The organism is Terriglobales bacterium, assembly GCA_035573675.1.
Lineage (GTDB): Bacteria > Acidobacteriota > Terriglobia > Terriglobales > Acidobacteriaceae > DATMAB01.
Window position 1 is genome coordinate 401,246 of the sequence record DATMAB010000027.1, and the last position, 12,201, is coordinate 413,446.

Here is a 12,201-nt window from a genome sequence, read left to right on the forward strand (position 1 = left end):
GCCACCCAGACCGCTTTCGGCCCGGGAATCAGCCACCACCCGAACTGATTGTACCTGTTTTGGCCGCGCTACACCGCTCTTATCATCGGGCCGTAACAGGGTGCCAGCAAGATTACCGGCGTAACCGGGTAATCGGGCAGTGACAGGGCGGTCGGAGAAAAAAGTCAACGTGCCGGCTTGGCCGCCGCTTCGGTGGTGGCCACGTAGGGCAAATTGCGGCCCAGGATGGGGCCGCCGAGGCCGTAACCCACCACGAAGGAGTTATCGATCTGGAAGCCGAAATAGTCGGGCTGCAGCGCGATGCGGCGCGCCGACTGCTTGTCCAGCAAGGTGGCCAGCTTCACGCTCACCGCGCCCCGGCCCATGAGGTTGCGCATCAGGAAGTCCGAGGTCACGCCCGACTCCACCAGCGCTTCCACCAGGATGACGTGCTGTCCTTCCACGTGCACCTCGGGGCTGTAGAAGATCTCGGTGGTTTCGGTTGCGCCCTGCAGCTTTTCCTTGGTCTCCGGCTTCAGGAACTGGCAGACCACCGGCACTTCGAGGGCGCGCATGAGGTCGGCCATGAAGATGAAGCTGTCTTCCAGCACGCCCACGGCGTAGAGCGTCTTGCCCTGGTAGTCGGTCGAAATCTGGTGAGCGATCTCGCTCACGCGCTTCGCGATCTGCTCCGCGCTGATCAGCGTTTTCAGGTTTTGCAGTTTTGCGCCGTCCTGCTTCACGCGTCCGCTCCCGGAGAGGACGCCCGGTCCTTCTCCGCCACGCTCCGTGCCACTTCCTCGATGACCACCGCGCTCTCGTCCGTAGCGACCACGAAGGGTTCGGCCGCCGGAAAGCCGCGCATCCAGACGATGTCCTTGCCGCTGGCCACCACCGGCCACAGCCGGCGGTCGGCACCGACGACCCGGCGTGCCGCCAGCCATTCCTTCACCTTCTTCGGCGACTTGCTGTGCGCCGGCCAGAAACGGTCTCCGGCGCGCCAGTTGCGCACCACCAGTTCCGGCCCGAGCTTCCGAGGCTCCAGAAAGCGGCCCCGATTATACTCCCGCTTCCCGGCCGCCAAGGGTACCAAAGAGGCGCGAATCACGGTTCCCAGTTCGGTGATCTCGACTTCGCCGGGGACGCTCAGCCGGTATTCGTATCCGGCAGGCGCGGCGCTTTCCGCACGCCGCTCGAAGACCAGGCGGCCACGGAGCAAAGCCGCGCGCCAGCCTCCCGGCAGCTCGCAGGAGCCGGAGGCCCCGGGTCCTGCCAGGAGCCGCACCTGTTCGCAATGATGGAAGCTCAGACGCAGGCCGGCGGCTTCGGCAGCCGCACGCAGCAAGCGGCGCTGCACCGCCACCGGCTGGCGGCTGAGCGGGACGGCATCGAGCGAAAACCCGGAGGCGGCGGTTCCCCCCGCGAGCTGCGGCAGGAGGCGCGCCGCCTCCGCTTGCCAGAACTCTTCCTCGCCACGCGCGATCTCCGCCGTGTCTGCCAGCACGGGAACGATTCCCGGACTGTAGTCACGCTCCAGCAGCGGCAGCAGCTCGTGCCGTACGCGATTGCGGGCGTGCCCCGGGTCGCGGTTCATGGGGTCCTCGCGCCACTCCTGCCCCAGCCCGCGCAGGTAGTCCTCCACCTCGGCGCGGCGCACCGCCAGCAGCGGCCGGATCACAGCCCCGGCTTCCTCCTTCTTGCGCGGGTAGATTCCCGCCAGCCCGCGCGTGCCGGCGCCGCGCAGCAGCCGCAACAACACGGTCTCCGCCTGATCATCAGCGGTGTGCGCGGTGGCCACCGCATCCACGGCGCGCTCCCGCAGCAGCTTGCGAATCCAGGCGTAACGCAGCGCGCGCGCCGCTTCTTCCAGCGTCAGCTTGCGCGCCCGCGCGGTGGCGGGAGCGTCGCCGCGTTCGGTCAAGAAGGCCAGCCCGTGGGCCGCGGCCAGCGACTCCACGAAGCGCTGGTCGGCGTCCGCTTCCTCCCCGCGGATGCCGTGATGAAAATGCAGCACGGAAATCACGATGCCCAGCCCGTCGCGCAGCTCGATCAGCGCGCGCAGCAGCGCCACCGAATCCGCTCCGCCCGAAACCGCCGCGCCCACGCGTTCGCCTGCTCGCAGCAGGCCCTGTTCGCGGACGTAGGCCAGGATTTTTTCCGTCAGCCGCACGCTATCATCGTACTCCCGGCGCGGCCGGCTTCGGTTGTCCGCCGTGCAAGAATCGCTGACGGCAGCGAAGGCAGCTACGGATTGCACTTCAAGGATGGTTCGCAGGAGCGAGGCCGCTTCAACGCCGCGTGGAAAGAAGTCCGCGAAGCCTGCGGCTGAAACCTGCGTCCTGCCACCCGCAGCCTGCCGTCTGGCTCTGCTTCACTGCACGATCTCATTCGTCTCCGCCTCCCACATGGCCTCGAACGCCTGCTGGAAGGCGCGCACCTGGGCGGGATCGTTGGTGAAGTGGGCGTTGTTGTCCTGGCGTTTCAGCCCCGCGGCGGACCAGTTGGCGCTGCCGTCGCGCAAGAGTGTGCCGTCCACCACGTAGGACTTCAGGTGCATAAGGTCGCGGCGGCCGCTGGCCTTGACGCGGATCTGGATGTTCGTCTGCCCGCGCAACATGTCGGTGGTCGAGGCATCGCGATAACGGGCGGCGTTTTCCTGTTCCTGCTGGTACTGCGAGCGGTCGCGATACAGCCGGATGCGCACCCCGCGCTGCGCCAGCCCCACCAGTGTCTCGGCAATGTATTTGTCCGTGAAGGCGTACATGGCGATATCCACGTTCTGCTGGGCGCTGCGCAGCCGGTCAACATCCAGCCGCTCCAGGTTCTCGCCGGGAGAGAAATGGTTTTCGCTTAGAACCTGTCCGGGTGGCGCCGCGTCCAGCGGCCGCGCGTGCCGCTCCAATTGGAACTGGTGATAGCTGTACGCCCCGAGCGCGAGGAGGGCCAACAACACCGCAACCGAGCTGGACTTTCGGCTCGCCATCAGACTCCTACCCCTTCGTGAAACCTTCGTGTCCTTTGTGGTCGGCTCTTTCTGGAAACTCGAAACTTGAAACTGGAAACTACCGGAAGTGCTCCCACCCCCTCGGCTTCAGCCGCTTGCGCCGTCCCTGGGCCTCTTCCAGCCACAGCTTCCTTCCGGAAACAATCCGGCCGATGCAGGTCACGGGCACCCCGGCGATTCTGTTTGGCACTTGCCGGCGGGCGGTGAACAATAGCTCGTAGTCGTCCCCGCCGTGCAGGGCGAAATCCAGGCCGCGGCGGACGTCCCGCCGGGGGACGCTCTCCGCGACGACCACCGCCCCCACCCCACTCTCCCGGCAAAGGTGCTCCAGGTCGGTCGAGAGCCCGTCGCTCACATCAATCATGGCCGTGGCCAGCCTCCGCTGGCCGAGCACACGGCCTACCTCCACCCGCGGCGAAGGGAAGAAGTGTGGCGCAACCGCTTTTGAGTAAGGACTTCCGCGGAACCGGCTCCGGCGAAGCTGGTCGAGCACCATCGCCGCCCCGCCGAGTTCCCCGGTCACGTAGAGCGCATCACCTGGCCGGGCACCCGACCGGAGGATCGCCCGGCCCCGCGGTACCTGTCCCACCAGCACAATGTCGCAAACCACCGCGCGCGGCGAGTCGGACGTGTCGCCGCCCGCCAGCGTCACGTGCTGCTGGCGTGCCAGGCCAAGCAGGCCGTTGAGGAAGCGGTCCACCCAGGACTGGGGCACGACCGATGGCACACCCAGCGATAGGAACGCCGCCACCGGCTCGCCCCCCATGGCAGCGATATCGCTCAGGCCGCGCATCAGGCAGCGGTGCCCCACCGACTCCGGCGGATGCCAGTCCCGCCGGAAGTGCACGCCCTCTACCGACAGGTCGGTGGTGACCAGCATTTCGAAGCCGGGCGGGATCCGCAGGCGGGCGCAATCGTCTCCGATTCCCTGGAGCACTCCCGCTCCCCCGCGCGCTCTGCTGCGGTGGCGGACGCGTTCGATCAGGAGCTTTTCGGCGAGCGGCAAGCAGCCATTATAGTAAGCGCCGTCACCCGGAGTCCCGTCCGCGCCTGCCCGGATGCCAACCGTACCATCGTCCAGACGTCCATTGTCACTAACTCCCTTAAGATGTGGGGCCTAGGGAGATTTTTTGCCATTTCCTGTTGACACGCGTTTTCCGGCTTGTTAGCCTTCACCCGCCGTTCACAAAGCCCAGGAACGGCCAACATTTGGTCCAAAGACGGAAGCCCACCGAACCTGTGTGTGGAGCTTCCAGGAGACGCGGAAGCTCCGCCGGCGGAAAAGTGAAGGGCGGGCCCTCCGCAATCCTCGAACACGAGTCCTGAAACGGGAGAAGTACCTTTTGCGGAAGCGCTTGTACATTCTGCTGGTAACCCGCGACTCCGACGGCGAACTGAAGAAGATTCCCATTCCCCTTCATTACCTTTATGTATTCCTGGCCGGCGCCCTGATTGGCATGTTCACCATCACCGGCATGGCCGGTTCTTACACCCGCATGCTGATGAAAGTGGCGCGCTTCAACCAGTTGCGAACCGAGAAGCAGGCGCTGGAGAGCCGCTACGAAAAGCTGGAGCGGGTGGCCCAGGAAAAGGACCTGCAGGTGGCCTCCTTGGGTTCGCTGGCCAGCGAGGTTTCGCTGCTCTACGGACTGAAAACCGATCCCTTGCTGACCGAGGCCCTGGGCGCCCAGTTCAGCGACGAGCAATTCGCCACCTCGCTCGACCGCCTTTACCAGCTCAAGACCTCAGCCATGACCGGCGCTACCTCGCTGGCCATCGGCTTCAATTTCGGCCCCCGGGGCGGAGCCACGGTGGCCGACTGGCTCCAGCTCGCGGCCGCGCCGCACCTTTGGCCGGTGGAGGGTCGTGTGACCGGCTCCTTCGGCGAGCGCCGTGACCCGTTCAACGGTGAGGGAGCCTTCCACAGCGGGGTGGACATCTCTTCCTGCTACGGATGCCCGATTGTAGCGCCCGCGGCGGGCATCGTCGTCTTCGCCGACTCCATGGCCGGCTACGGACGCATGGTCGTGCTGGTGCACGGCAACAACATCTCCACCCGCTTCGGTCACCTTTCTGGATTCGCCGTCACGCCCGGGCAGAGCGTGCGCCGCGGCGACGTCATCGGCTACGTCGGCTTGAGCGGCCGCTCCACCGGTCCCCACGTGCACTACGAGGTCCGCATCTTCGACGCCCCCGTCAACCCCTACAAGTATCTGCGCACCACCCTGGCCCACTCCTCGGCCGGCACGGCGGATTCGGGCTCTTAAGAGCAGCCAGCCATTCCTCTTCAGGTCTTCACGTAGAGACGCAGCTTGCTGCGTCTCAAGCAGCGTCTCGTACGCGACGACAAGTACCTGCGTATGCACGCTGGCGAGCTCGGACGGCTTGGGCGACTCGGGCTCGTGAGGGCCGTCACGCCATTCTGCCTTCAGGCCTTCACGTAGAGACCGCAGCTTGCTGCGTCTCAAGCAACGTCTCTACGCGACCACTGAGAACTGAGAACCGAAAACTCTCAGAACGCCACAGTCAGCCCTGCCGTGGCGATCAGCGTCGCCGCCCACACTACGTCCAGGTTGAACCACGCCTTGCGCAGCAGCCCGACGCCCAGCTTTTCGAACACCACCGCCGCCGCCAGCGCCGTTACGACCAGGTAGCCGGCGCCGTGCACCAGCGTGACCATCAGTCCCGCGAACAGGCCCGTTCCTCCCGCCTGCATTGCGTGCTGGGCGTGAGCGCCGCCCTGGTGAGCCGCAATTCCCAGGAACAGCGGCAGCACCATCAGCCCGGCGCCGTGGGCGGTGGCCATGAGGAACGACCACACGGTCAGATCCTTCATGCCCACCTGCATGCCCACCCACCGTGGATGCCGATGACGGAACAGCCGGTAGATGCCCAGCGTCAGCAGCACGCCCGCCACCATCCAGCGCAGCACCTCCAGCGGCAGCATGCGTCCCGCGAGCGCGGCCACCAGCAGGGCAGCCAGGATGGCGAGCCCGTGCCCCGCGCCCAGCGGAAGCATGGCTCGCCACACCGCGCGGCGGCGCTTTTCCTGCATGCCCAGCGCCACCGCAAACAGCCACCCCATGCCGGGGTTCACTCCGTGGAACGCGCCCAGCAGCAGCAGGCCGGTCCACGTTATCGTCATCCCGTCGGTCATCGTCCACCTCACGCGAAGCAGTAGGAATCGGAAGAGGCGTCGCCGCCCTGCAGGCGAACCTGGTGCGGGCGCAGGTCGGTTTCCAGCAGGAACCGCTCGTCCAACTCCATGCCGCCTTCTTTGCCCACGTTCAGCTTCACCATCCAGCCGCGGATGCCGTCGGGATAGAACGTCTCATCCCAACTGGCGTACAGCGAGTTGGTCACGTAGACGCGCTTGCCGTCGCGGCTGACTTCGACCATCTGCGGGCCGCCGTTCAGCGGTTTCTTCGGTTGCGAAGGGTGCGCCGTGCGCTGCACGATGCCGCCGATCCGCACCGATCCCGTTTTCACCGGGTTGAACGGATCGCTGACGTCGTACTGCAGGAACTCGCCCGTGCCCCAGCAGGAGACGTAGAGGAAGCGATCGTCGAGCGACAGGTTGATGTCGGTCACGAACGGCGGCACCGCTCCGAATCCCTTGAGCAGCGGCGGCAGGTCCTCGGCCGCAGCCGGCTCGGCGGGAATCTCGATCACCTTGCGGATCTTCCATTCTCCGTTGCCGTTCGAGCCTTCCCGGTACCACAACCACACCGACGCGGAAAGGTCCTTGAGCGAGGTCACCACGCCCACGAACCCGTAGCTTTCGGTCGGGTCGTGCGCCGGACGCAGCTCCAGCACCATCTGCTGCTCCGCGCCCAGATCCAGCACCTGCTGATGTGTGCGCCGCCGCAGGTCCCACACGTGCAGCGCGTGCCCGTACTTTCCCGCCAGCAGCAGTTCCGGATTGGGGCCGTTTTCCACCATGTCCGGCGTGCCCCACTCGCTGGTGATCATGGTGTCGTGCCCCAGGTGCCACCAGAAATCGTAGGATAGATATTGCGGGCCGCGGTCCTTCTCCCAGGGGCCTTTGACGTCGAAGGTCTCGGCGTCCAGCATGAAGATGCCGCCCGGTCCCTTGCCTTCCGCCGAGCCCAGCGCGTTCATGTAGATCGCGTCAGGACCGCAGTGTGAGGTGTGTGCGCGGCTGTAGCCTGTCTTCTTCATCACCTCTTCCGGCTCGATCACTTTCGTCAGCTTCAGGTTTTTCGGGTCGGGCTTGGTGTCCAGGATGTGGATGCGCGAGGAGCGCAGGCCCGGGACCACCAGGTACCTCCGCTCCATGTGCGGATGCGGCGACGCCGGGCACAGGCACGAGCTGCATGCGTTCCAGCCGAAGTGATGCAGCTCGTCGCCCGCGTTCGGCATGTCGAGCTGGCTGACGATCCGCCCGTAGCTCTTCGAGGCCGGATCCAGGTCCACCACCGCCATGGCGTCCGGTTTCGTGCGCGTCGGTTCCATCAGGGACAGGTAGCCCAGCTTCTCCGGCGCTGCCTCGATTGCCATCTTGGGCGACGGATAAAAGGTTTGGTCAGGTTTCCAGTTCATGAAAGTCTCCTCCTCAGTTCCTGGTCTCGGCCTGCGTGTCTTCCAGAGCGGACACGAAGGCGGCGTCCACGGTGGCCCGGGCCTCAGCAGTGGTGGGATCGATCGTCGTCCGCACCTCCGAGATCCGGTTGGCTGGGAACCCTCCCAACCTGGCGTGCTCCCGGATGGCCTCAGCGTCCGGGGCGATATAGATGCAGTACAACTTGTCGTCCGTCACGTAGCTCGTCACCCACTGCACGTTTCGTCCCAGTTGGTCGATCACCTTGCAGGAATGCTCGGAAACATGACGAAGCTCGGCGCTGGTCAGCTCGCCGGCTCCCTTGATCTCCCGCTCGATCACGTATTTCGGCACTTTTGTTTCTCCTCGGGCTGTCGAATTCGGCTTTCGTCTCTCCCTTCGCCGGGCTAGAATGTCCTCCGGTCAGGGTGAGCGCGAACCACGCGACCGATTAGGCCCCAGGCTGGCCCTGGACGTCCTTTAGCTCGCTTGTAACTTTCCTGAGTTTTTTCTGGAATGGACTAACTGTTGACGCAGCAATCGGTTGCGGAGCTTTTGCCGATATCGGACCGTGCCCCGGTAAGCAGGGCTGCGAGCCCTAAGCGCAGCGAGGTGAATCTGAAAATGACTGGCATGTCCAGCCGGGTCTACGAGTTCGGCCCCTTTCGCCTCGATGTCCCGGAGCGTCAGTTCCTGTGCGGCTCCGAGCACATTCCCCTGCGTGCCAAGGTCTTCGACACGCTCGCCCTGCTGGTGGAAAACCACGGCCGCCTGCTTACCAAGGACGAACTGATGAAAGCCGTCTGGCCGGACGCCGTTGTGGAAGAGAACAACCTGAATCACAACATCTCCGTGCTGCGCAAGGCGTTGGGAGAAAAGGCCACCGGCCAGGCCTACATCGAGACCGTGCCGCGCGTCGGCTACCGCTTCGTGGCCGAAGTGAAGCAAGCCATGGGCGCGGCGCCGCCCGCCCCGTCCGCCGCAGCCGCGGTCACGCTTCCCGTCCGCCAGGAAATCCGCTTCTGCACCGCGCGGGACGGCGCGCGCATCGCCTATTCCACCGTGGGTTCTGGGCCGCCCCTGGTCAAGGCCGCCAACTGGATGAACCACCTCGAGTTCGAATGGCACAGCCCCATCTGGAGCCACTGGATCAGCGAGCTTACCCGGCGCCACACCGTCATCCGCTACGACGAGCGCGGTAACGGCCTTTCCGACTGGGACGTCGAAGATCTTTCCTTCGAAGCCTGGGTCGAGGACTTGGAGACGGTGGTGAACGCAGCCGGTGTGCAGCGCTTCGCTCTGCTCGGCATCTCCCAGGGAGGCGCCGTGGCCTGCGCCTATGCGGCTCGCCATCCCGAGCGCGTCAGCCACCTCGTGCTGTACGGCGCTTTTGCCCGCGGCTGGTTGCACCGCGGGTCGCCCGAGGACGTTGAGCAGCGCAATGCGCTCATTACCCTCGTCCGCCTGGGGTGGGGAAAAAACAGCCCGGCCTTCCGCCAGGTGTGGACCAACATCTTCATCCCCGGGGGCTCAGCGGAACAGATGGATTGGTTCAACGAGTTGCAGCGCGTCTCGGCGTCGCCGCAGAACGCCGCCGAACTGCTGCTGGCGGCCGGACGCCTCGAGGTGGTCGATGTCCTTCCCCGCATCCGCGTGCCCACCCTCGTCCTGCACTGCGAGAAGGACAGGGCCGTGCCCATGAACGAAGGACGTTTGCTCGCTGCTTCCATCCCCGGCGCCCGTTTCGTTCCGCTGCCCGGACGCAATCATCTCGTCTGGCCCACTGAGCCCGCCTGGCCCATCTTCCTCCGCGAACTCGGTGCCTTCCTGGGCTGGGAAAGTGAAGCCTGAATGCCGAGGGCCTTGTCGCTTTTCCTGAGAACTGAGAACTGAGAACTGAGAACTGAGAACTACTTTCCCGCCGGCTTCTGCTCGGCAGCTTCCGGCTTCGGCGCCGCCGGCTCTTCCATCGCCTTTCTCAGCAGCGCCCGTGACAGCGACGCCGTCACCACCGCGCGCTGCTGTTCCTGCCGCACCTCGACGCTCTGGATCAACGCCTGCAGGTCCGGGTCTGCCACCTGCGCGCCCCACAGATTGCGATAGAGCGTCAGCAGGTTCGTGAGCTGGTCGCTCACCTGCCGCGCTTCCGCCTCGCTCGCCGCCAGCGCTTCCACGCGTAATTGCGCGTCTCCCAGAAGCACGCGCACCGATCCCACCCACGTCACTCCGGCCGGCAGCGTCAACTCGAGCGGGCCGCCGAACGCCACCGGATGCCGCGCATCCTTCCAGCGCGCCATCGCCCACACCAGGCTCGCGCGCGGCACACGCCGGTAATTTTGCTGCACCAGCGCCGGCCCGGCGTACGGCGCCGCCGTCGCCTTGTAGTGGTCGATGATGTCGCGCATGGGCTGCGCGCTCTCCGCGTTCGACACCGCCACCGTGTCCACTCCCAGGATGGCAGCGCGCACTGTCCGCCCCTCGCTGGGGATCAGCAGGACCTCCAGCTCGCGATACGTTTCCGAGGCCACCGCCAGCTTCTTCAGGTAGGCGGCCAGCTTCGCCGAATCAAACCGCCCAATGAACACGTGCGAAAAGCGCGTCTGGCCCGCAGTGTCGTAGGCTGCTTCTTCCCCTGCCGGTCCGCCTTTCGGCCGTCTGCCCCTCTCCTCACCAGGTGTCGCGGCGACTGCCGCCGGCGCGTGCACGGCCATCGCCATCTCGTCCAGGTCGCGCTCGATCTGGATGCCGGTCTCGCGCACGAACGCCCGGTACTCTTCCTCCGGCACCGATTGCGAGAATCCCTCCATCGCGCCCACCAGGCGCAACAGGCGGAAATTCACATGCACCACCGCCTCGGCCTCGGGCAAAAGGCGCACCGACTCCGGCGGCCCATGCCTCCGCCGCGACACCACCACGCCCAGCGCTACGGCCACCAGCAGCACCGCCAGCGCGATCAGCAGCCTACGCCGCCGGCGCATGGTGGCTGCCTCGTCTAAGGTGGGGGTCAGTCGCTGTGAGATTATCGGCCAAAGAAAGAGGCGCCCCGCGGACCGGGCGTCCGCCGAGGCCATCTTAACATTCGGATGCGCCGGATATCCGAGAGGGAACTCCCGGGAGCGGGCGCACCAGTGTGAGTGGCCAACCCAAACGCCGGTTACCGCTCCTGGCCACCTTGGGTTCCCATTGCACGTCAATTGCCGTTCTGCTAACATGTAATCTTTGTCCCGAGTGGCGGGAAGGGATTAGCTGGCGTAGCTCAGCTGGTAGAGCATCTGATTTGTAATCAGAGGGTCAGGGGTTCGAATCCCTTCGCCAGCTCCAGGGCAATGGGCTTCGGGCGACGGAGCTCTGCGCAGAACGGCGCGAAGCAACGGACCCCACGGACGGCGGCACACTCTTCCGAGAGGAACACACCCCTAACGGTTGTTTTCTTCTGCAGCGTGGCGACGATGTTTGCGGAAGATTTGTGTGTGCGCGCTGCGGCTCTTCGCTCGACGGGACGCGGCTCGGTTGAAACGTGGACAGGTGGCCGAGCGGTTAATGGCAGCAGACTGTAAATCTGCCGCTCCTTGGAGCTACGGAGGTTCGAATCCTCCCCTGTCCACCAGGATTTCGGAAACGAGATGCATCGCTTGGTTTGGGCGCTGATGGCATATGCAGCGCTGGCGCTGGCGGCGTGGCAGACGCTCGAGGATCTACGCTTCCGCGCCGTGACCCTGGCGGTTCTGGGCGGGCTGGCTCTGCGCACGCTGGCTCATGCCCGGAGTTTGGGCGCCAGGCCGGAGCCTGGCGCTGCGGCCTCGGCGCCGGCGAGTTCGCGGCCGATGTAGCTCAGTTGGTAGAGCACTCCCTTGGTAAGGGAGAGGTCACCAGTTCAATCCTGGTCATCGGCTCCACGAGTTTCGGATGTGGCGGTGAGAAGGCAGTACTTGGATGTTTGGGTGGCTCAGGGCGGGAGTAACTCAGTGGTAGAGTCACAGCCTTCCAAGCTGTTGGTCGCCGGTTCGATTCCGGTCTCCCGCTCCAAGAGTGTGAAACAGCAACCGTGAAGCAACTGGGAAAGCGTGAAGCCGGTGGGTGGCGAGCCGGCAGGTGAGCGCAGGACGAACGGGAGGGTGCATGGAAGCCGTGTTCGAGCAGGCAGCCATTCCGATCCAGGATCCGGCGTCCTACGAAGAGCTGAAGACGATGGTGGAGCGGGTGCTGGAGGGGCATCCGGAGCCGTTCCTGAAGCTGGTGGAGCTGAACAAGCTGGACGTGCGCAACATCGAGGAGATCCTGGCGCGCGGCCTGATGGAGCGGGCGCTGGAGGGCGTGAACTGGCTGGACCGGTTCCGCAAGGGCGGGCCGGGACGGGCCAAGCAACTGTACGAGGCGCTGCCCTTGAGCGACCAGGGACATTTTCGCGAGTACTACTTGTCCCGCATTGAGCAAGTGGACGACCGGCTGCGGGCCAAATACCGCAACGCATACTGGAACTACTACTGAGAGAGCGAAACATTCAGGACTGACGAGACATGGCCAAAGAGAGATTTGATCGCAGCAAGCCGCACGTGAACGTAGGGACGATCGGGCACATCGATCACGGCAAGACGACGTTGACGGCGGCCATCACCAAGGTGTTGGGGAAGAAGAACCCCAAGGTGGCGTTTCGCAG

General features: G+C 65.3%; 12 protein-coding genes and 4 tRNA genes. 8 read left to right on the plus strand and 8 right to left on the minus strand.

The window, feature by feature from the left end; genetic code table 11:
* Positions 1–164: 164 nt before the first annotated feature.
* From VNK82_14370 to thiL, 4 genes are all read right to left on the minus strand, one after another.
* Entirely contained in the window at positions 165–722 is a 558-nt protein-coding gene (locus tag VNK82_14370) for a phosphoribosyltransferase family protein (GenBank protein ID HXE92140.1), read from the minus strand.
* Positions 719–2,149, minus strand: a complete 1,431-nt coding sequence (gene tilS / locus VNK82_14375) for a tRNA lysidine(34) synthetase TilS (GenBank protein ID HXE92141.1) — start codon at positions 2,147–2,149, stop codon at positions 719–721. Before tilS ends, VNK82_14370 begins: the two co-directional genes overlap by 4 nt.
* Positions 2,150–2,350: 201 nt before the next feature.
* Positions 2,351–2,962, minus strand: a complete 612-nt coding sequence (locus tag VNK82_14380; protein HXE92142.1) for a phospholipase D-like domain-containing protein — start codon at positions 2,960–2,962, stop codon at positions 2,351–2,353.
* A 79-nt stretch (positions 2,963–3,041) separates the two neighbouring features.
* The gene (gene thiL, locus VNK82_14385; protein ID HXE92143.1) at positions 3,042–3,989 is read right to left on the minus strand and encodes a thiamine-phosphate kinase; all 948 of its coding nucleotides are present in this window, start codon (positions 3,987–3,989) and stop codon (positions 3,042–3,044) included.
* A gap of 337 nt (positions 3,990–4,326) precedes the next feature.
* Between thiL and VNK82_14390 the strand changes: the two genes are divergently transcribed.
* Positions 4,327–5,250: a M23 family metallopeptidase gene (locus tag VNK82_14390; protein ID HXE92144.1), complete on the plus strand. Its 924-nt coding sequence runs from the start codon at positions 4,327–4,329 to the stop codon at positions 5,248–5,250.
* A gap of 245 nt (positions 5,251–5,495) precedes the next feature.
* On the opposite strand, the gene VNK82_14395 is transcribed toward VNK82_14390, so the two are convergent.
* The 3 genes from VNK82_14395 to VNK82_14405 are packed head-to-tail and all read right to left on the minus strand — an operon-like array spanning position 5,496 to position 7,898.
* The gene (locus tag VNK82_14395; GenBank protein ID HXE92145.1) at positions 5,496–6,140 is read right to left on the minus strand and encodes a hypothetical protein; all 645 of its coding nucleotides are present in this window, start codon (positions 6,138–6,140) and stop codon (positions 5,496–5,498) included.
* Positions 6,141–6,148: 8 nt separating this feature from the next.
* Positions 6,149–7,546 (minus strand): selenium-binding family protein, encoded by a 1,398-nt coding sequence (locus VNK82_14400; GenBank protein ID HXE92146.1) that lies wholly within the window; start codon positions 7,544–7,546, stop codon positions 6,149–6,151.
* Between the two features lie 13 nt (positions 7,547–7,559).
* Positions 7,560–7,898: a DUF4242 domain-containing protein gene (locus VNK82_14405; protein HXE92147.1), complete on the minus strand. Its 339-nt coding sequence runs from the start codon at positions 7,896–7,898 to the stop codon at positions 7,560–7,562.
* 279 nt (positions 7,899–8,177) lie between these two features.
* On the opposite strand from VNK82_14405, the gene VNK82_14410 reads away from it, so the two are divergent.
* Positions 8,178–9,395 carry an alpha/beta fold hydrolase gene (locus VNK82_14410; protein HXE92148.1) on the plus strand — a complete coding sequence of 406 codons (1,218 nt, stop codon included), beginning with the start codon at positions 8,178–8,180 and terminating at the stop codon, positions 9,393–9,395.
* Positions 9,396–9,454: 59 nt separating this feature from the next.
* Here the strand turns inward: VNK82_14410 and VNK82_14415 are convergent, their stop codons facing one another.
* Complete coding sequence (locus VNK82_14415; protein HXE92149.1) at positions 9,455–10,522, minus strand: hypothetical protein; 1,068 nt, start codon at positions 10,520–10,522, stop codon at positions 9,455–9,457.
* Between the two features lie 267 nt (positions 10,523–10,789).
* On the opposite strand from VNK82_14415, the gene VNK82_14420 reads away from it, so the two are divergent.
* From VNK82_14420 to VNK82_14445, 6 genes are all read left to right on the plus strand, one after another.
* Positions 10,790–10,865, plus strand: a tRNA-Thr gene (locus tag VNK82_14420).
* Between the two features lie 198 nt (positions 10,866–11,063).
* Positions 11,064–11,151 (plus strand) — tRNA-Tyr (locus VNK82_14425).
* A gap of 16 nt (positions 11,152–11,167) precedes the next feature.
* Positions 11,168–11,374: a hypothetical protein gene (locus VNK82_14430; protein HXE92150.1), complete on the plus strand. Its 207-nt coding sequence runs from the start codon at positions 11,168–11,170 to the stop codon at positions 11,372–11,374.
* Positions 11,365–11,440 (plus strand) — tRNA-Thr (locus VNK82_14435). The genes VNK82_14430 and VNK82_14435 overlap by 10 nt, the downstream gene beginning before the upstream one ends.
* A 55-nt stretch (positions 11,441–11,495) precedes the next feature.
* Positions 11,496–11,570, plus strand: a tRNA-Gly gene (locus tag VNK82_14440).
* 93 nt (positions 11,571–11,663) lie between these two features.
* On the plus strand, positions 11,664–12,032 hold the full coding sequence (locus VNK82_14445) for a hypothetical protein (GenBank protein HXE92151.1): 369 nt from the start codon (positions 11,664–11,666) through the stop codon (positions 12,030–12,032).
* The last annotated feature ends 169 nt before the right edge of the window (positions 12,033–12,201 follow it).

Coding starts and splice junctions, on each gene's coding strand:
- VNK82_14380 (HXE92142.1), bottom strand. CDS start 2,962: ATGGCGAGCCGAAAGTCCAGCTCGGTTGCGGTGTTGTTGGCCCTCCTC.
- VNK82_14395 (HXE92145.1), bottom strand. CDS start 6,140: ATGACCGACGGGATGACGATAACGTGGACCGGCCTGCTGCTGCTGGGC.
- VNK82_14400 (HXE92146.1), bottom strand. CDS start 7,546: ATGAACTGGAAACCTGACCAAACCTTTTATCCGTCGCCCAAGATGGCA.
- VNK82_14410 (HXE92148.1), top strand. CDS start 8,178: ATGTCCAGCCGGGTCTACGAGTTCGGCCCCTTTCGCCTCGATGTCCCG.
- VNK82_14415 (HXE92149.1), bottom strand. CDS start 10,522: ATGCGCCGGCGGCGTAGGCTGCTGATCGCGCTGGCGGTGCTGCTGGTG.
- VNK82_14430 (HXE92150.1), top strand. CDS start 11,168: ATGCATCGCTTGGTTTGGGCGCTGATGGCATATGCAGCGCTGGCGCTG.
- VNK82_14445 (HXE92151.1), top strand. CDS start 11,664: ATGGAAGCCGTGTTCGAGCAGGCAGCCATTCCGATCCAGGATCCGGCG.